General features: G+C 55.0%; 15 protein-coding genes. 7 read left to right on the forward strand and 8 right to left on the reverse strand.

Annotated elements, in window-relative coordinates:
• The first annotated feature begins 18 nt into the window (after window positions 1-18).
• From dapA to hydA, 5 genes are read left to right on the forward strand one after another with little or no spacing between them, the layout of a single operon-like run.
• Window positions 19-897, forward strand: coding sequence for a 4-hydroxy-tetrahydrodipicolinate synthase (dapA, locus tag ACT3TF_RS07455; RefSeq protein WP_444671919.1), 879 nt, complete (start codon window positions 19-21; stop codon window positions 895-897).
• Between the two features lie 9 nt (window positions 898-906).
• Window positions 907-3,879, forward strand: a complete 2,973-nt coding sequence (locus ACT3TF_RS07460) for an FAD-dependent oxidoreductase (RefSeq protein ID WP_444671920.1) — start codon at window positions 907-909, stop codon at window positions 3,877-3,879.
• On the forward strand, window positions 3,876-4,757 hold the full coding sequence (locus ACT3TF_RS07465; RefSeq protein ID WP_444671921.1) for a DMT family transporter: 882 nt from the start codon (window positions 3,876-3,878) through the stop codon (window positions 4,755-4,757). Before ACT3TF_RS07460 ends, ACT3TF_RS07465 begins: the two co-directional genes overlap by 4 nt.
• Before the next feature lie 16 nt (window positions 4,758-4,773).
• Window positions 4,774-5,184 carry an allophanate hydrolase-related protein gene (locus tag ACT3TF_RS07470; RefSeq protein ID WP_444671922.1) on the forward strand — a complete coding sequence of 137 codons (411 nt, stop codon included), beginning with the start codon at window positions 4,774-4,776 and terminating at the stop codon, window positions 5,182-5,184.
• Entirely contained in the window at window positions 5,181-6,608 is a 1,428-nt protein-coding gene (gene hydA, locus ACT3TF_RS07475) for a dihydropyrimidinase (protein WP_444671923.1), read from the forward strand. Before ACT3TF_RS07470 ends, hydA begins: the two co-directional genes overlap by 4 nt.
• Window positions 6,609-6,726: 118 nt before the next feature.
• On the opposite strand, the gene ACT3TF_RS07480 is transcribed toward hydA, so the two are convergent.
• The 6 genes from ACT3TF_RS07480 to ACT3TF_RS07505 all read right to left on the reverse strand — a co-directional run bounded on the left by ACT3TF_RS07480 (window position 6,727) and on the right by ACT3TF_RS07505 (window position 14,023).
• Entirely contained in the window at window positions 6,727-7,353 is a 627-nt protein-coding gene (locus ACT3TF_RS07480) for a LysE family translocator (protein WP_444671924.1), read from the reverse strand.
• A gap of 98 nt (window positions 7,354-7,451) precedes the next feature.
• Window positions 7,452-8,672, reverse strand: coding sequence for an FAD-dependent urate hydroxylase HpxO (gene hpxO / locus ACT3TF_RS07485; protein WP_444671925.1), 1,221 nt, complete (start codon window positions 8,670-8,672; stop codon window positions 7,452-7,454).
• Between the two features lie 132 nt (window positions 8,673-8,804).
• Entirely contained in the window at window positions 8,805-10,943 is a 2,139-nt protein-coding gene (locus ACT3TF_RS07490) for a TonB-dependent siderophore receptor (RefSeq protein WP_444671926.1), read from the reverse strand.
• Window positions 10,944-10,989: 46 nt separating this feature from the next.
• On the reverse strand, window positions 10,990-12,183 hold the full coding sequence (locus ACT3TF_RS07495; RefSeq protein ID WP_444671927.1) for an ABC transporter substrate-binding protein: 1,194 nt from the start codon (window positions 12,181-12,183) through the stop codon (window positions 10,990-10,992).
• A complete protein-coding gene (locus tag ACT3TF_RS07500) occupies window positions 12,183-12,968 on the reverse strand; it encodes an ABC transporter ATP-binding protein (protein ID WP_096277632.1) in 786 nt (261 codons plus the stop codon). The genes ACT3TF_RS07495 and ACT3TF_RS07500 overlap by 1 nt, the downstream gene beginning before the upstream one ends.
• Window positions 12,965-14,023 carry a FecCD family ABC transporter permease gene (locus ACT3TF_RS07505; RefSeq protein WP_301733814.1) on the reverse strand — a complete coding sequence of 353 codons (1,059 nt, stop codon included), beginning with the start codon at window positions 14,021-14,023 and terminating at the stop codon, window positions 12,965-12,967. Before ACT3TF_RS07505 ends, ACT3TF_RS07500 begins: the two co-directional genes overlap by 4 nt.
• A 237-nt stretch (window positions 14,024-14,260) precedes the next feature.
• On the opposite strand from ACT3TF_RS07505, the gene ACT3TF_RS07510 reads away from it, so the two are divergent.
• A complete protein-coding gene (locus ACT3TF_RS07510; protein ID WP_444671928.1) occupies window positions 14,261-15,313 on the forward strand; it encodes a class I fructose-bisphosphate aldolase in 1,053 nt (350 codons plus the stop codon).
• A gap of 57 nt (window positions 15,314-15,370) precedes the next feature.
• Here the strand turns inward: ACT3TF_RS07510 and ACT3TF_RS07515 are convergent, their stop codons facing one another.
• Window positions 15,371-16,243 carry a PhzF family phenazine biosynthesis protein gene (locus ACT3TF_RS07515; RefSeq protein ID WP_096277638.1) on the reverse strand — a complete coding sequence of 291 codons (873 nt, stop codon included), beginning with the start codon at window positions 16,241-16,243 and terminating at the stop codon, window positions 15,371-15,373.
• A gap of 12 nt (window positions 16,244-16,255) precedes the next feature.
• On the reverse strand, window positions 16,256-16,441 hold the full coding sequence (locus tag ACT3TF_RS07520; RefSeq protein ID WP_444671929.1) for a DUF1127 domain-containing protein: 186 nt from the start codon (window positions 16,439-16,441) through the stop codon (window positions 16,256-16,258).
• Between the two features lie 167 nt (window positions 16,442-16,608).
• On the opposite strand from ACT3TF_RS07520, the gene ACT3TF_RS07525 reads away from it, so the two are divergent.
• Complete coding sequence (locus tag ACT3TF_RS07525) at window positions 16,609-18,057, forward strand: aminotransferase-like domain-containing protein (protein WP_444671930.1); 1,449 nt, start codon at window positions 16,609-16,611, stop codon at window positions 18,055-18,057.
• The last annotated feature ends 3 nt before the right edge of the window (window positions 18,058-18,060 follow it).

Here is an 18,060-nt window from a genome sequence, read left to right on the forward strand (position 1 = left end):
GTTGAGTCGGAGATTTAAATGTCCCAGTTTGCTGGTACTTATAGTGTTCTTATTACGCCTTTTGATAAAGATCTGAAGGTTGACGTCGAAAGATTGCGCACGTTTATCGACTGGCAGATCGAGCAGGGCATTCACGGCCTGATCCCTCTGGGAAGTACTGGTGAATTTCTTTCGATGACCGACGATGAGCGCCGACTGGTGGCCAAAACCGTCATCGATCAAGCGGCGGGGCGTGTTCCTGTATTGATAGGTGCCGGAGCTGAAAATACCAACGACGTTGTACGTTATAGCCGAGAGGCCGAGCAACTGGGCGCAGACGGGCTGATGATTATTCCGCCTTATTACAGTTGCCCGACCGAAGACGAGCTTTATCACCATTACAAGCAGGTATCGGATGCCGTTTCGATACCGATCATGATTTATAACAACCCCAATGCGGCCAACGTCGACATGTTGCCCGAGACAGTGGCAAGGCTTGCCGATATTGAACACGTGGCTTACATCAAGGAGTCAACGCTTGAGATCACCCGCGTTCGAGACATCATTAGACTCTGCGGGGACAAGATAGGCGTGTTTGGTGGGGTGCTGGGATTCGAATCCTATGTGGAAGGTGCGATCGGCTGGGTGGCGGTCGGCTCCAACGTTATGCCCGCTGAGTTCGCTGACCTATACACGGCCGCGGTCGTTGAGAAGGATTTGGACCGCGCCAGGTCCGTGTATCACAACATTCTGCCCGTCATCGATTTCGTGTTTGGCCATCGCTACGTCTCTGGCACCAAAGCGCTGCTTGAATCGATGGGTAAGAGCGTTGGCCATCCACGTGCTCCGCGCCTTCCCTCGCCTCCTGAAGACAAGGCGTGGGCCGATGAGATCGTTCGCAAGCTTTCGCTGAAGTAAGGGGCTCAAATGGACGCGCTGGGACGCAGGATCTCTAAAAACGCTAAAGAGATAACCTTTACTTACGAGGGCAAAAAGGTCAGTGCCGTGGAAGGCCAAACCCTGGGCGCCGCGCTCGTGGGTGCGGGCCATCTGTCTCAGCGCGAAGGTCGTCTGGGTGGAACGCATGGCCATTACTGTGGCATGGGGGCATGCTTTGAGTGCCTGGTAACAGTGGATGAGCGTTCCGGTGTACGCGCATGTATGACGCCTGTTCAGCATGGGCAATCAGTTAAGCATCACCCTTATAAAACGGCATTTGATGCCGATGCTAGCCGTCATCAAAGCGACCCTAAAGAGTCGCTTGAAGTCGTGGCGGTAGAGGTGCTGGTTGTGGGCGGTGGGCCCGCCGGTTTACAGGCCGCCCTTTCAGCCCGAAAAGCGGGAGCGAGCGTACTGCTGGTCGACGAACGTGCCAGTCTGGGTGGGCAATATTTCAAGCAGCTTTCATCAGCCTATTCAACTAAAGACGGCAAAGCGCCCGATAAGCAGATGCAAGCGGGACGGACGCTGATTGATGAACTGGCGGCGGCTGATATCAAGCAGTGGCGCAACACCCTGGTATGGGGTGTGTTTCGTGAAGAGCACGATCAGTTTCGTATTGGCATCGAGCGTGATGGCAAAGCGCTAATAGTCGAGCCAAAGGCCGTTATTATCGCGACTGGAGCAACTGAGCTTCCTTATCCCGTACCAGGCTGGACACTCCCGGGCGTAATGACGACAGGTGGACTACAAACCCTGCTGCGCTCTTACCGCACGGCACCACCGGGCCCAGTGCTGATCGCGGGTAACGGCCCGCTTAATTTGCAGGTTGCGGCCGAACTGGTCGAGGCGGGCGTTGAGGTGGCGGGGGTTGTAGAAAGCGCAAAATTAACCTCGTTGACCGCGCTTGCCCAGACCGGTAAAGCGACGCGTCATGCTCCATCGCTCATTGGTAAAGGGCTTGGATACATGTTTACGCTCAAGCGTGCTCAGGTGCCTGTCTTTGATGGCTATGCGATTGCAGCGATTGAAGGCGACAACGCCGTCGATAGCGTAACACTAGCCCCGGTCACCGCCGAGGGCGAGCTTGGACAGCCGATGCTGCATATCAAGGTAAAAGCGGTAGGCTTGGGTTATGGTTTTCAGCCACAAGCCGAAATCAGCCGACTGCTGGGGGTAGAGCATCATTACGCATCCGACACGTCATCCGCACTCAAGGTGCTCTCCGCCGAGCGCTTTCCCGATGGTCGCTGCAATGTCGAGGGTGTTTTCATTGCGGGTGAGGCGGGTGGGTTTGGTGGTGCCCAGTTAGCCTTGGCTCAAGGCGCGCTATCTGGTGCCGCCGCTGCGAAGCACTGTGGGTATAACGTAGAAGACACGACTACCCATTGGTCTTCACAACAGCGAAAGCACCAACACTTTCAAAAAGCGCTCTGGAGCGCGTTTTCTTCTCCGCTCAAACCGCTGGCGGGCATCACCGACGATACGATTGTATGCCGCTGTGAAGGGATTACCGCAAAAGAGATAGTAAGCGGGCGCGAGCCATGTAGCGATGTGGCCTCTATCAAACGTCAAACCCGAGCGGGTATGGGGCGGTGCCAGGGCCGCTACTGCGCCGCCACGGTTAATATGCTCATCGCCAGTGACCAGAAAACCGGTAGCCAGTTTGATTTGCCCGCACCGCAAAATCCTATTAAACCGATCGCGATTGGCGCGCTGGCTATTGAAAAAGGGGAGTGGGCCGGTCACCGGCGGGTGACGATGCCTACCGCGCGCGTTATTAACGAATCGACTACATCGCCACCAAGTATCGAGGTCGACGTGTTGGTGATTGGCGCCGGCATTGCGGGCAGTGCTACCGCGATGTCGCTCGCCAAGCAGGGCGTTGACGTAGCGGTATTGGATCGAGGGCTTCCCAACGGCCAAGCGTCGGGTGGCAATGCGGGAAGCTTACACGTCCAGCTGCTGTCGTTCGATTTTGGCAAAAAAGCCGAAAGTGGCGGTGGCCCCGCTGCCAGTACCTTACCGCTTCAGCAAGCGAGTGCATCGCTCTGGGAGCAGCTGGCCAAAGAGCTTGATAGTGATATCGAATTCAAGCGCAGCGGCGGCATCATGGTGGCTGAAAGTGAAGAGCAGATGCGCTTTCTCGAACGAAAAGCAGCGCTTGAACGCTCGCTCGGTATCGATACCCAGATGATTGGCCGCGCCGATATCGAACATAAGCTACCCGCTATTTCAGAGGCGGTCATCGGTGGGGCGTGGTGCAGTGAAGAGGGAAAAATAAATCCGCTTTTGGCGACCCCCGCTTTGGTACGCGCCGCCCAACAGGCCGGCGCGCGCTTTTTTACCAGCGAGGCAGTTCAGAGCCTGGAGTATGCCAACGGAAAGTGGGAGGCAACCACCAGCAGTGGCCGCCAATACCGGGCAGGTAAAGTCGTCAACGCCGCTGGGGCATGGGCGGGCGAAATCGGTAAGCTGGCAGGGGTGAGCGTGCCCGTACACGCCGCACCGTTGCAGATGATCGTGACTGAAGCAGCAGAGCCAGTTGTTGATGTACTGCTTGCCCATGCCGATCGTCATTTGACCCTCAAGCAGGCGGCTAACGGCAACGTGATTATTGGTGGCGGTTGGCCTGCCGGGCTGAGCATTCCCTTTGGCTACCAGCGACCGCTTCTGGAAAGTATCGAGGGTAATCTTTGGGTCGCCCAGCATGTGTTGCCCGCTTTAAATCAACTGCGTGTACTGCGTACCTGGGCGGCCATCAATATCAACATCGATGGCGCCCCTATTTTAGGTGAAGTACCTCACCGCCCCGGTTTTTATAATGCGGTGACGTCCAACGGCTTCACACTTGGGCCTTTGGTCGGACAGATCACCGCGGATTTGATAACGCGCGGCAAGAGCGACTGGAATCTGGCACCGTTTTCGCTCGCGCGTTTTGAGGGGCAGGGTGCGGCGTGACGTCATTGACACTTCCTGCACAGCGCCCGTTGCGCGGCATTGTCTGTATGCTAGTGGCTGCGGCACTTTTTGTAGCAATGGATTCTTTGGCCAAATATCTGGGCGATGACTACTCCTCTGTGCAGTTGGCCTGGTCGCGTTATAGCGTTCACTTGATTGTCCTGATATTGCTACTGATCATTTTGGGTAGGCTTAATCGTAGGGAGCTTGAAAGCCGTGCACCTTGGGGCCAATTTGGCCGGGGCTTGCTGCTGCTGGGAGCCACAATATTTGCGTACTTATCGGTTCGTGCGTTACCTCTCACGCAGGTCTATGTTGTCAACTTCAGCTCGCCGCTTATCGTTACGCTACTTGCTATACCGCTTTTAAATGAACGTGTTGGTGCTAAACGTATATTGGCAGTTCTCTGTGGGTTTTCAGGCGTTCTGATTGCTGTTCAGCCTGATGTGGGTGACTTTAACGTCGAGCTTTTATTGCCGGTAGGGATGGCGGTGTGCTTTGCGCTTTATCAACTGGCAACGCGATACTTTGCCGCGCAGGACTCCTCGCTTACCTCGCTCCTTTATACAGCCGCCGCAGGGGGCGTTGTCAGCACGTTGGTGGTTCCCTTTTTCTGGGTGCCCGTGCAAGCGCAGGATATCCCACTGTTTATTTTGATCGGATTACTCGGTGCGCTCAGTCATTTTGCGCTGATCGAGGCAATGCGTTCGGCCTCGGCTTCACTGGTATCTCCCTTTTTATATTCACAGCTTATTTGGGCAACGCTCATTGGCTACTGGTTTTTCGGTGACTATCCCACCCGTGACACGTTCATCGGAGCAGGCATTGTTGCCTTAGCAGGTGGTTATCTCATTATCAATGAGCGCCATCGACATTAAACGGATAGGAGGCTTTATGAGCGAACAATCTAGAACGGTGCTTATGTTTGTTAACGGTCAGGCGATGTCTGGCGGAAGTATCAATTTTGCTTTAAAGGAGGCTAAGTTTTTGGGCGCCGTTAATACTGCCGCGAAGTATCGTTTTTACTCCGTGCGTGATGAATTCCCTGGGCTATGGCCTGTAGAACAGGGCGGTAAGTCCATCCCTGGTGAAGTCTATGAAGTCACTTATGCTCAGCTTCGCGAGTCATTGCTTCCCAACGAACCTTCCGAGTTAGAGCTGAGTATTATCGAACTGGAAGATGGAAGCGGCTCTTTGAGCATGATAATGCGTGAAGAGGATATTAACGTTGATGGCGTTGTAGATATTACCAATCGGGGTGGCTGGTTAGCGTATCTTTCAGCCAAGGGTGAGACGTCTGTATGAAGGGTTACGATTTAGTCATCCGTAACGGCACTGTTGTCACCGCTTCCGATACGACTATATGTGATATCGGCATTCGCGATGGGAGGATTGTTGCATTAGGAGAGTCGCTAGGTGCCGGTAAGGAAGAGATAGAGGCGTCAGGGCATTACGTTTTGCCAGGTGGTGTCGATGCTCACTGTCATTTCGATCAGCCATCGGGGCCAGGCATCCAAATGGCTGATGATTTCGAAACGGGCACTCGATCAGCAGCCTGTGGCGGCACCACAACGGTTATTCCGTTCGCTGCGCAGCAAAAAGGCGATACGTTAAGAGCGACGGTAGAAGATTATCATCGCCGGGCAGATGGTAATGCCTGTGTTGATTACGCTTTCCATCTGATTGTTTCTGATGCCACGCCCCTAGTCTTAAAAGAGGAGTTACCTTCTCTGATCGAGGAAGGATACACGTCTTTTAAAATCTACATGACCTACGACGATCTCAAGCTAAATGACCGGGAGATCTTAGAGACATTGGCTGTCGCAAGGCAAGAAGGTGCGATGACAATGATCCACGCTGAGAATGCTGACTGCATTGCTTGGTTAAGTGATGCGCTTGAAGCCGCCGGTCAAACCGCACCGCGCTTCCATGCAACCTCTCGCCCGCCCGTGGTAGAAAGAGAAGCAACCCATCGCGCAATTTCGTTTGCCGAATTAGTCGATACCCCTGTTCTTATTGTACATGTGTCAGGGCAGGAGCCGATTGAACAGATACGTTGGGCGCAAGGGCGAGGTTTAAGGATTTATGCTGAAACGTGTCCTCAATATCTGTTCCTAACAGCTGACGACTTGAAGTTGGATGGATTTGAGGGCGCAAAGTGTGTCTGTAGTCCTCCTCCCCGTGATGCGCGAAGTCAAGAGGCTGTTTGGGAGGCACTTGAAAACGGAGTCTTTCAAATTTTTTCTTCAGACCATGCGCCGTTCCGTTATGAGGATGCGGAAGGTAAAAAGTCGGCTGAAGGCAAGTCGTTTAAGCACATTCCAAATGGTATTCCAGGTGTTGAGACTAGGCTCCCTCTTCTGTTTTCAGAAGGCGTTTTAAAAGGCCGAATCGACATCACCAAATTTGTCGCATTAACATCCACTAATCCGGCTCGGATATACGGTCTTTATCCTCGTAAAGGAACACTTGCCGTTGGGTCTGATGCCGATATCGTGATATGGGACCCTACTCTTGAGTGGACGATTACCAACGATAGGCTACATCACAATGTTGATTACACGCCTTATTCAGGTATGACCCTCACAGGTAAACCTATAACAACGTTATTGCGCGGTCAGGTTGTCTGGAAAGAGAATATCTTTATAGGTGGGCCGGGTGGGGGATGTTTCTTACCGTGCGAACGCCCCCAGCCAGCAATGCCTAAAGGCGTTAGTAAGGGGTTTTAGCTTTAATGCTCAATGATGATAAACCGCTAGACGACCTGCAGTTTGAAAAAGCCGTGCAGTCAGTGACTACGATGACTTTAAGAGGTATTGGGCTGACGGTATGAGTATTGGCCAGCGATTAGATGGGCTGTCGCATACGCAAAATCGCTACGCCTAAACCGATAAAAGCACTGCCCATGATGCGATTGACCCACTTTGCTCGGCGTGTGTTGCTCAGCCAGCGAGTGAGATGTTTCGCGAGCCCGCCGTAGGCCATTAAGGTGGCGAATGAAAGCACCATAAAGGTGCCTACCATCATAGAAAATTGCGGAAGCAGCGCGCGCTGTGTATCCAAAAACTGAGGAAACAGAGCAGTAAAAAACAGGATTGCTTTTGGGTTGCTCATGGCGACCAGCAGGCCTTCACTGAAAATGCGCCAGTGAGGAATGGGCTTGGCAGCGGTGGACGGTACTGCCAGTGAGCGTTTGCTACGCCACTGGCGAATGCCTAAGTATATCAAGTAAGCGGCGCCGCCAAATTTCAGCAGGCTAAACAGCGTTTCTGAGGCATTTAATATCACGCCTAACCCCAATACCGCGGCGCTCGCCAGTATTAGCAATCCCATAATATTGCCCAGCGAGGAAAGCGCCACGCGCTTTGTTCCACCGGCCATGCCATTACGCACCGCGACTAAAAAAGCGGGCCCAGGGCTCGCAATGCTGACCAGCGCCATGGCAACAAACAGCAGCCAAGTGGAAAGTGGCATGGGTATATCTCCTAAGAGGATAAAGCCGGTTAGTCAGACGACCGGTATCTATCTAAGCGCTGATGGCAAGCCCGCACCTATGGAACGTTAACATTTCACTAGCCCAGTGGCCCGCTGGTAACCGTTGTCTTCAATCCTTTAATAATGGCTTGACCATCCTCACGCTTGAGTTCGTCGTACCAGGCTTGCGTTTGGGCGGCGTCGTGCCCATGAATCATCTCCGCGCGCTTACGGGCGCGCTGGACGATCTCTCCCACTCGGCTAACGCGTTGCGCGTCGTACTGCGTCAAGGCGCTGGCAATGGCAGATGAGGTGTCGGTATGTTCTTCAAGTGCGCGCTGCACGACTTGAGCCAGCACCCAGGCGTCTTCCATCGCTTGGCAGCCGCCTTGGCCAAGGTCGGGTGCCATGCCATGAGCAGCATCACCTAGAAGGGCAACACGCGGTGCGGTCAGTGAATCAAGCGGAGGAATATCGTAGATTTCCACACGCGCCATGCGCGCAGGGTCGAAGCGTTCGATAAGTGCCTGCACCGGCGCAGCCCAGCCTGCAAAGTGTGCGCGTAATTCATCGCGATAGTGGCTGGGGTCGTTGGTGGTGCCAGCGGGGAGCGGTACATCAAGAAAACAATAAAATTCCTGCGCGCCTTCGGCATTGCCCCCGTTGCCCATGGGCATAAACGAGACACGCTTCGCGTCGCCGACATACTGATCCCAGTGACTCTGCGGTGCCAAGGCATCATCGGCAGGCACGCGTACATTCCAGTTCACATAACCCACGTATTGGCGCTCAACGGGGTGACCCACGACCTTACCGCGCAGCTTTGAATGAGTACCTTCCGCGACGACTAATAAGTCTGCGTGCAGGCTTTCGCCATCGTCAAAATGCGCAGAAACACCGTCGTGCGTCAGCGTGTAATCATGACAGCGGCGGCCAAACTGCACATGCTCGGTGCCTACCGCGTCTAGCAACATTTGTTGTAGGGCGGCGCGAGAAATAGGGCATGCACGCTGCTCGATCTCTTCAAATAGCGGCACCAGGCTAAAATCGGTTAAGGGTTGACCGTCATGCGTCAGATAGCGCATCTGGGTGATGTTGCCACTTAAGCCTTCAATGGCGTTACCAAGGCCCAGTTGATGCATGACTTTCACGCCGTTAGACCATATCGAGAGCGCCGCGCCTACTGGACGCATCGTTGCTACGCGTTCAACCACCGTGACCTGATACCCTTGCCGCTGGAAAGCGAGAGCGGTGCTCAGCCCGCCAATGCCCGCGCCGATAACGAGAATATTGAGAGGCGTAGTCAGAGGGCGAGACATAGCGAGCTCCTTGAAAATGGGAAGGCACAACGGCTAACACGTCATATCAGCTGTTACCGCGAACTGTATACAGCGTTAAACCTTAATGTATAGGCAATCATAGTGCCAAGTCAGTCGTTACTTACCTGGGCGTCAAAACCTAACCGACGCCTGTAGGCTGACCTCTAGGGGATCGCCGACCACGACCCGTGTGTTGCCACCGCTTGAAGGGTAGTAAGTGGTGTCGAACAGATTCTTGGCATTGAGCTGCAGGTGAAGGGTGTCGCCCAGCCAAGGGGTGTCCCAGCCGATAAACGCGTCAGCGACGGTGTAGTCGTCTAACTGGAAACTGTTGTCAGCATCGCCTTCGCGCTCACCCACATAGCGAACCCCACCACCTAAGCGCCAGTTGCCCAGGCCAGGCGCGGTTGTTAAATCGTGTGCCAAGTAGAGGGTGGCGGTATGGCGTGCGGCGTTGGTCAGCCGGTTGCCCTGGGTATCTTCGGTGTCTTTAAGTACTTCGGTGTCGGTATAGGCATAAGCGCCTAGTAGTGAAAGCTGATCAGTCAACTGGCCGGAAACCGTTAGCTCCCCCCCCCGTGAACCCGCTTCGCCTACCGTGCGGGTCACACCGTTGTCTGAGACGGCAACATTCTCCTTGCGGATATCGAACAGCGCAACGGCCAACGAGAACTGGTCGTTCCATAGATGCTTCACACCGATTTCGCTGCCCATACTGTGTTCAGGATCCAGCGCCTGTCCGGTATCGCTGTCGGCCCCATTGGGCACAAACGCTTCGCTGTAGCTGGCATAAACGGACGTCTCCGGGGTCAGGCGATGCAGCAGACTGATTGATGGCAGGAAAATATCGTCGCTGGTATCCGTCTCGGTGATGAAGTCCTGCCCACGGCCGGAAAACTGCTCGTAGTGTGTATAGCGCCCGCCTAGCCCCAGCGTCCAGCGGTCGTTGAAGTGCCAGCGATCATTGAGATAAACGCCGGTCGTATTAACCTCATCCAAGCGGTTGCTGCGCGAGGTGTTAAGGCTATCGCTATCCAGCGTCAGGCCGCCGTAGCTCATAGCGTAAATGTTTTGATCAGTCACCGACGAGCCGCGATACACCTCGGCCAGATAGTCGCGGCGACGTTCGTGGTCAATTCCTACGGTAAGGTCGTGGCGCATGCCTGCCAGCGTGGCGGTGCCGGTAGTATCCCAGGCGGTGTACTGTACGCGGCGGTCATAACCTTCATTAGCATCTGCACGACGTGTTAATGCACCGCTCTGCGCGTTAACGCTTAGTACTCGCGGTTGGCCATCGCTGTACTGCCGGCGGTTCCAGCCGTAGGTGAGCCGTGTTGACCAGTCGTTGTTAATATCCTGTTCCCACCAGGCGGTGACGGCTTCGTCGTGACCGAAAACCCGCGACCAGGATTCGTCGAAACGGCGCTCACTAGGTACCTTGGCGGGTTCACCATCAATCATCACCGTGCCGCGATCCAGATCCAAGTCGTAGTCGCGATACTCATAGGAGATTTGTGCGCGACTTTCGCGGCCTTCCCAGCGCAGCGAAGGGGCAATAATCGTGCGTCGATCATGACCAAAAACGCGCGCGGAGTCTTCATCTTCATGATGGACGATAAATCGGAAGGCCAGGCCGGTATCGGCAATTGGCCCGGTGACATCCACGCTGGCATTGCCGCCACCCAAGGAGGTGGCTTCGGCGCTGATTTCGCGCTGCCACTCGTACTCAGGCCGTTTGGTGACCAGGTTGATCACCCCGCCAGGATCCTGCTGGCCTTGAAATAGCGAGGCAGGCCCCTTGAGTACTTCGACATGATCCACCGTTGCCATTGAGAAGGTGCCGCGCGGTTGGCGAATGCCATCGATCAGAATCGAACCATCGCTGTTGCTGCCGAAGCCGCGTTTAATATAGCCATCCTCGGTGCCCCCCATGTTATTGCCTGCGGTCACCCCTGCAACCATCGCCATTGCTTCGTCCAAGCTGTCGATGTCATGGTCGGCCATCACCTGGGCGGTGACGGTCTCCACGGCGCGGGCCTCTTCTAAAAACGACACCGGCTGTTTGCTGGCAAGGCTTGAGCGCTGGGCACGATAGCTCCGCGGAGCCACGTCAGTGAGCCGATCTGAGGTGACGATCAGTGTTTTTGGCGCGGTCTCGTTGGCCTGCTGTTCGTAGACCTGTTGTGCCTGGGTCTGTTGTGCATAGACATCGGGCAGTGGGTTCAGCAGTAGCAGTGGCGAAAACAATGCAAAGGTTCGGGAGCGCAGCATGGTCGATACAGATCCTGTTATTGTCAGAGGGGGAGTGGGCCAAGGATTATGGAGCGTTGAGTGCGCCCCAAAAGTGATCTTCGTGACTTAGCGCTGGCGTGATAGGTAGTAGGGCATTGAAGGTGGCGGCCGGATCAAGGTCAGTGAAGTGTTCGGGATAGAGCCATTGGACGATACGTTCGAGCGCTACAATGGCGAAAGGACCCTGATGAAAACCATGCCATAGCGCATAAAACTGTCCATTCTGAACGGCGTTAAGATGCGCCCAGCCGGGAAGCGATTGGCTCAGATGCCGCAAATCCTGGCTGATATCATCAGCACTGATATCAAGTCCAACGCGCACACCATCACCCGCTGTCCACTGCCCCGCGGTATTGAGGATGACGTCGGGTGGGTGGCTGAGCACCCATTCATTGCTCAGCGTTGCCGATGCGCCGGGAATTAATGCATCGGCAAGATTATCGCCACCTGCCCGGGCTACTAGGTCGGCTAGCCCGTTGCTTAGATTGGTACGGCAGCAGTCCACTTTTAGCCCAGGGGCGACATTGATTAGCACGGTGGGGGCATCGGCGGCCTGTTCCGCCAGCTTCAAGTCTGCCAAGCCCTGGTCGATACGCGCCAAGCGTTGTTCAATTAGGGCAATCATTGCGCTAGCTCGAGGCATCGCGTTCAAGGCCTCGCCTAAAAGCGCAAGGCTTTTGGGCGTGTTCTCCAGCGGGTGGCGGTTAAAGTCGATAAACAGGTAGGCAATACCTAGCTCGTCCAGTAGCTGCGCCAGCGGAGAGCCTTCGAAGTTACTAGCGCGCGCGAGATCAAGCAGTACTAAGTCTGGGGCCAGATTAAGCAGCGCTTCGCTATCGAGTTGGGGTGTCGGCGCGCTTGAAAGAGCGGGCAGTTGATCAAGCGCAGGCCACTGGGTGAGAAACCGTTGAGCCATGGCGGGGTCAAATACGGCCAGCGGATAGGCCCAGCCCGCTAAGCGCGGTGTTGGGTCATCTAGAAGTGTTGCCAAGGCATAAAGCTGGCGTGGCTGGGTAAGAAACAAGCGTGTGGGCGGTGCTGAAAGCGTTACCTGACGCCCAGCAAGATCAGTCAGTGTTTTAGGAAAGTCTTTAGAATCGCCCGCCTGTGAATCGGTTGCCCAGCAAGCGGCAGCGATTAACAGGCTCATCCAATACAGAAAATTAATAGCCAAGCGACGCATCGGATGATCATAAATGGTGGTTGTTGATATAAACATCACAATGGCTCGCTGACGCGATCACTGAGCACAAGTGGCCGCCCTAGCGAGCATCGCTCGACCCGGGACTCGACCCCATAGGCGGTGTGCAGCACGTCGGGGGTGATCACCTCGTGAGGATCGCCTGCAGCCAGTAGCCCCCCGTTACCAAATAGCAGCACTTGATCACAAAAGCGTAGGGCGAGGTTGATATCGTGGATAGCCATTAGGCAGACCGCCTGACGCTCCGCTATTACCGAGCGCACGGTATCAATCAGCGCCAGCTGCCAGCGCAAATCTAGCGCGCTGGTGGGCTCATCCAGTAGTAATAGTGCGGGCTGGCGGGCGATCGCCTGAGCTAGGCCAACCATCTGACGCTGCCCGCCGGAGAGCTCACTCAACGGGCGCAACGCTAACGGGCGAATGGCCAGTGCATCGAAAACGCGCTCGATTAACGTGTCTATCTCTGTACGGCTTAGGTCGGGGCGCACGGCACGACAAGCGCTCAGTACCGCTTCGTAGGCCACTAACGTGGTGGCCTGAGGGAGCGTTTGCGGTAGATAGCCCACATGACGCATCCGCGCGGCGCCACTGAGGGTGGTGAGGTCGATATCATTAAGCTGCATACGTCCGCTGGCTGGCTGTAAGCCCGCGATGGCTTTTAACAGGGTCGATTTACCCACCGCATTGGGCCCCAACACTGCGACCAGTGAACCGGGTGGCAGTGTGGGCAAGCTTAGCTGCTCGAAAACGCGCCGTTTGCGGTAGCCGGTCGTGACGTTGCTGAGCGTAAAGCCTGCTTTCATCGCGCGCGCCCCTGCAGCATGATTAACGCCATAAAGAAGGGAATGCCTACCAGCGAGGTTACTAAGCCCACAGGCAGCACCAGCCCATCGACCAGCGTTTTACTGGCGATCGACGCGAGCGATAGCACCAGCGCCCCCGCCAAGGCGCTGCCCGGTAAGTAAAAGCGATGATCTTCACCCAATGCCAGGCGTGCCATATGCGGGCCGACTAGCCCAATAAAGCCAATGGTGCCCACAAACGCGACTGCTGCAGCGGCGAGCAGGCTCACTCTAAGTAGCGAGATAAGTCGCAAACGCTCAACCGCAATCCCGAAGCTGCGCGCATGTTCATCACCCGAGCGCAGTGCCGTCATTGCCCAGGCGCTGCGCAACGAGAAAGGCATACAAATGGCTAATACCACTGCCACGATGGCCACCGTGTCCCAAGAGGCGCGTGAGAGGCTGCCCATCGTCCAGAACACTAATTGCTGTAGCGCATCGGGACTAGCGATGAGCTGCAAAAGTGCCACCAGCGCGTTGAGTACAAATACCAACGCAATGCCGAATAACACAATAATCTCACGGCTGGCGCCGTAGAGACGAGATAAAGCATTGATAGTCAGCATCGACGCCGCCGCAAACATAAATGCCATTAAAGCGGTGGCGTAGTGGGCGTTTAAACCAAACAAGGTGAGATTGAAAACAATAACCAGCGAAGCGCCTAGGGTGGCCGCCGCACCAACGCCTAGCGTGAACGGGCTGGCCAGCGGGTTATTCAGCACCGTTTGCATTTCTGCCCCTGCCAGCCCCAGCGCTGCGCCTACCAGCACTGCCATGAGTGCGGCAGGGAGGCGGATTTCCCAAACAATGGCTTGCTGAATCGGCCCTTGAGCATGAGGATCCAATAGCAGTGCGATTAAATCAGTCACTGAGATATTCGCAGGGCCACTGGCAATATCAGCGAGCAGCGATATCGCTAACGCTATGGCTAACCCCGCGACAATCAGCAAACGGGTAACAATGAAGCGCCGATAGGTGGATGCCAACGGAGCAGCAAGCGGCGAAGACGCGGGCATTGTGAAGGTGTTTCCAGGTGAGAGCGAAAAGTTATCAGGATTAGTCTTATTTGCGACTAAAACTCATTCGTGATTGTATTTTCATCCTTTAGTCGTAGCTTTGTCAACCGCAGGGAAACCAGGCGTTGCCTGATTGCGGTGGGGTTTCCGCTATGCTCTATTGAAAGACTAGGCTCTATTAAAGCAGTATCTGATCCGTGCTTACTTTTTGTTACGAAATCCCTCAAGGAGTTCATCATGATTGATTTACCCGCTCTGCTAGGCAGTGACGCCGATAGCTTGCTTAACCATACGTGCCAGGGAGTTCGTCGTGAGGACTTGCATCTTCCTGGCCCTGATTTTATTGACCGCGTGATGGCCGATAGCGACCGCAGCCCGGCGGTACTGCGTAATATGCAGAGCTTCTTTAATCATGGCCGCTTAGCAGGCACTGGCTATCTCAGCCTGTTGCCGGTAGATCAGGGCATTGAGCACTCGGCAGGCGCCTCTTTCGCGCCTAACCCGCGTTACTTTGACCCGGCCAATATTGTCGAGTTAGCCCTTGAAGGAGGCTGCAACGGCGTGGCTTCAACGCTAGGAGTACTCTCTTCCGTAGCGCGACGTTATGCTCATAAGATTCCAATGATGTTAAAGCTCAATCATAACGAAACCTTGAGCTACCCGGCGATATACGATCAGACGCTATTTGCCGATGTGGAGCAGGCCCACGACATGGGCTGCGTGGCAGTGGGGGCGACGATTTACTTTGGCTCTCACGAGAGCCGTCGGCAAATCATGGAGATTAGCGAGGCTTTCGAGCGCGCCCACCAGTTGGGAATGGTGACGGTATTGTGGGCTTACCTGCGTAATCCTGAGTTCAAACAGGGTAGCAACGATTATCACGCCTCGGCTGACCTCACCAGTCAAGCCAATCACATGGCCGCCACCCTTAAAGCGGATATCGTTAAACAGAAACTGCCTGAGAATAACGGCGGCTACAACGCGGTTGGCTTCGGGCATACCCACGATAAAGTGTATAGCGAGCTGACGACTGATCATCCCATTGACCTGGCCCGTTATCAGGTAGCCAACTGCTTTATGGGCCGTGCGGGTTTGATTAATTCCGGCGGTGGCTCCAAAGGGCACTCTGATCTTGGCGATGCAGTACGCACAGCGGTTATTAACAAGCGTGCGGGGGGAATGGGCCTGATTTCTGGGCGCAAAGCATTCCAAAAACCGATGCAGGAAGGCGTTGATCTGCTGCATGCGATTCAGGATGTCTATCTCTCTACCGACGTGACGATAGCCTGATCGGTCTCTACGGCAGCGCTTGGGGGAATGAGCGGGGCAGGGCGTGCTGGGTACGCCCTATTGATGAAGTTTAAATGTGCCCTGACCCACTACGACGGCATTACCGCCAACCGTGACGAAACCAGGTTCGATCTCTCCATTGGCGGCGGTATGAATAACGCTGGGCCGCCCCATTTCATCGCCCTGATGAATCGTGCACTGCAAGGCATCTGGCTGGAGTGAGGCCAAATAGCCCGTTAAGGCGGCTGCGGCGCTGCCGGTGGCCGGGTCTTCACAGATACTCGCGTGCATACAGAACATACGGCTGCTGATCTGGATGGTTGTGTTGTTTGATGGCTCCGTTACGTATAGGTAGACCTGCTCTGCGCTGCTCGTCATCACCGAACTTTCCCATAGTGCGTTGTCGATGCTGATGCGCACCAACGCTTCATGATCGACTAACTCGATCAGATGAAAGGGTAGTCCGAAGGACGAAAATACGGGGCTGCCAATCACCTGGTGGCTTTCCAATCCGAGGAGCTTAGCCGCGGTGGCATGATCAATAGTGCTGCCCATGACCTTGGCCCGCTGAGCGGTAGTAAAGGTGGCTCTTCCCTGTTTATAACTAACCATTAGCTCGCCGATAGGGGGCTGTAGAACAACCTCTTGCGCAGGGTTGACTAGGTTCAGCTCTGCTAACAGGCGCGCGGTGCCTACCGTGGGATGTCCGGCGAAAGGCAGCTCACGCGTGGGCGTGAAAATACGCATCGGGTAGTGATTCGGCCCAGCAGCCGCGCCTAAAAACACCGTTTCAGCAAGATTAAGCTCATTGGCCAAGGCCTGCATAGTGCTGGTCGCCAGCCCATCGGCCTCCAGAAAGACGGCCAATGGGTTGCCGGCAAACGGCTGGTCGGTAAATACATCGAGTAAATAGTACTCAACGGTTTTCATACCGTTCTCCCTTTAAAGTGAGCGTTTCCAAAAGGCTTTTTGGCTCTCTTTTTTTGCCTGGGCGCGGCTGATACCAATATCTTTTAGCAAGCGGTCATCAAGTGTCAGTAGCTGGCGGCGGCTGCGACGGCGCTGATGGTATTTTCGTAACGTGGCGCTTAACTGGTAGCGAAGCTGAGTAAGGTTGAGGCGTAGCATGACGGTGCTCCTTGAATGCGATATGCCTCATTAGGTTACTCAGCGTCGCTATGACGATACAGATATAGAAATTTATATTATAAAGATACAGATGAAGTGTTTTATCACTCTGTATGGGCTATAAATAGCTATCTGTATTGTTGCAGCGACAGCGAGGAGCCACTGCCGTGACGCGTTATGAAGAAGTTGCCAGTGCGTTACAGGAGCGTATCGAGCACGGTATTTATCGTGTGGGCGATCGTTTGCCTTCTATTCGCGCGGTTTGCCAAGAGTTAGGCGTTAGCATTTCCACTGCGCAGGAAGCTTACCGGCAATTAATGGACGTGGCGTTGATTGAGTCACGGCCTAAATCGGGTTATTTCGTGTTGCCGAGCAGGGTGCCGCCAGTTCTGCCGTCCATGTCGCGACCCGCGCAGCGCCCATTGGACGTTTCTCAATGGGATCAGGTGCTGGAACTCGTCGCTACCCAGCGGGATGATGCGCGGCTGTTGCTTGGGCGTGGCGTGCCGAATCTTGAGTATGAGACGCTGCAGCCGCTGTCAAAAATTCTTGCCAGCCTACATCGCCATAATGACTTAATGGGATTCAATTACGACAAGCTGAGCGGCAGCCCCGAGCTGCGTCAGCAGGTGGCTCGGCTGGCGATTGCCTCCGGCTGCTTGCTGCACCCTGACGACATTATGGTGACCACTGGCTGCCAGGAAGCGCTGTCCATTTCGCTGCGCACTCTCACACAGCCTGGTGATGTGGTGGCCGTGGACTCGCCCAGTTTTTATGGCACCATGCAAATTCTCAAGGCGATCGGCTTAAAAGCGCTGGAAATTCCCACGGATCCGCAAACGGGTATCAGCTTAGAAGCATTGGAAATGGCGCTGGAGCAGTGGCCTATCCGTGCGATACAGGTGACGCCGACCCACAATAACCCATTGGGCTACACCATGCCCGAGGCGCGAAAGCGGGCTTTATTTCAGCTCGCTCAACGCTTTGATGTCGCTATTATTGAAGATGATATCTACGGTGATTTGGCGTTTAGTCTGCCAAGACCACGCACCGTGAAATCCTTCGACGACGATGGTCGGGTGATGCTGTGCAGTGGCTTTTCCAAAACAGTCGGGCCTGGCTTGCGTGTAGGCTGGCTGGCGCCGGGCCGTTATCGCGATCAGGCGCTGCATATGAAGTACGTCTCGACCGGTGCGTCGGCCACGTTGCCACAGCTGGCGGTGGCGGAGTTTGTCGCTAAAGGTCACTACGAACGCCACCTTCGCTATGCTACCCGCCAGTATCAGCGCCAGCGGGATATTATGATCAGTTGGGTGCAGCGCTACTTTCCTGAAGGTTCGGGCATTAGCTACCCACAGGGGAGTTTTTTGCTCTGGGTGGAGTTGCCTGCTGCGGTGGACTGCGTGAAGCTTAACGAGCGCTTAGCCAAGCGTGCAATTCACGTAGCACCAGGGTCGCTGTTTTCAGCTTCTGGAAAATTTCGCCAGTGTCTGCGCCTTAACTATGCCTTCACGCTAACACCGGTTATAGAGGATGCCGTGCGTACAGTGGGGGAGTTTGCCGCAGACATGGTGGAAGAGGCGCAGCAGCATGAACATGGCCTGTCTGCGCTATAACGT

The sequence above is a fragment of the Halomonas sp. AOP25-F1-15 genome (assembly GCF_052378675.1).
GTDB lineage: Bacteria > Pseudomonadota > Gammaproteobacteria > Pseudomonadales > Halomonadaceae > Vreelandella > Vreelandella casei.

Bases quoted from the DNA above. Each gene is read 5' to 3' on its own strand.
- ACT3TF_RS07470 (WP_444671922.1), top strand. From the start codon at position 4,774: ATGAGCGAACAATCTAGAACGGTGCTTATGTTTGTTAACGGTCAGGCG.
- ACT3TF_RS07460 (WP_444671920.1), top strand. From the start codon at position 907: ATGGACGCGCTGGGACGCAGGATCTCTAAAAACGCTAAAGAGATAACC.
- ACT3TF_RS07500 (WP_096277632.1), bottom strand. From the start codon at position 12,968: ATGAAAGCAGGCTTTACGCTCAGCAACGTCACGACCGGCTACCGCAAA.
- ACT3TF_RS07505 (WP_301733814.1), bottom strand. From the start codon at position 14,023: ATGCCCGCGTCTTCGCCGCTTGCTGCTCCGTTGGCATCCACCTATCGG.
- ACT3TF_RS07490 (WP_444671926.1), bottom strand. From the start codon at position 10,943: ATGCTGCGCTCCCGAACCTTTGCATTGTTTTCGCCACTGCTACTGCTG.
- ACT3TF_RS07515 (WP_096277638.1), bottom strand. From the start codon at position 16,243: ATGAAAACCGTTGAGTACTATTTACTCGATGTATTTACCGACCAGCCG.
- ACT3TF_RS07520 (WP_444671929.1), bottom strand. From the start codon at position 16,441: ATGCTACGCCTCAACCTTACTCAGCTTCGCTACCAGTTAAGCGCCACG.
- hydA (WP_444671923.1), top strand. From the start codon at position 5,181: ATGAAGGGTTACGATTTAGTCATCCGTAACGGCACTGTTGTCACCGCT.
- hpxO (WP_444671925.1), bottom strand. From the start codon at position 8,672: ATGTCTCGCCCTCTGACTACGCCTCTCAATATTCTCGTTATCGGCGCG.
- ACT3TF_RS07480 (WP_444671924.1), bottom strand. From the start codon at position 7,353: ATGCCACTTTCCACTTGGCTGCTGTTTGTTGCCATGGCGCTGGTCAGC.
- dapA (WP_444671919.1), top strand. From the start codon at position 19: ATGTCCCAGTTTGCTGGTACTTATAGTGTTCTTATTACGCCTTTTGAT.
- ACT3TF_RS07495 (WP_444671927.1), bottom strand. From the start codon at position 12,183: ATGTTTATATCAACAACCACCATTTATGATCATCCGATGCGTCGCTTG.
- ACT3TF_RS07510 (WP_444671928.1), top strand. From the start codon at position 14,261: ATGATTGATTTACCCGCTCTGCTAGGCAGTGACGCCGATAGCTTGCTT.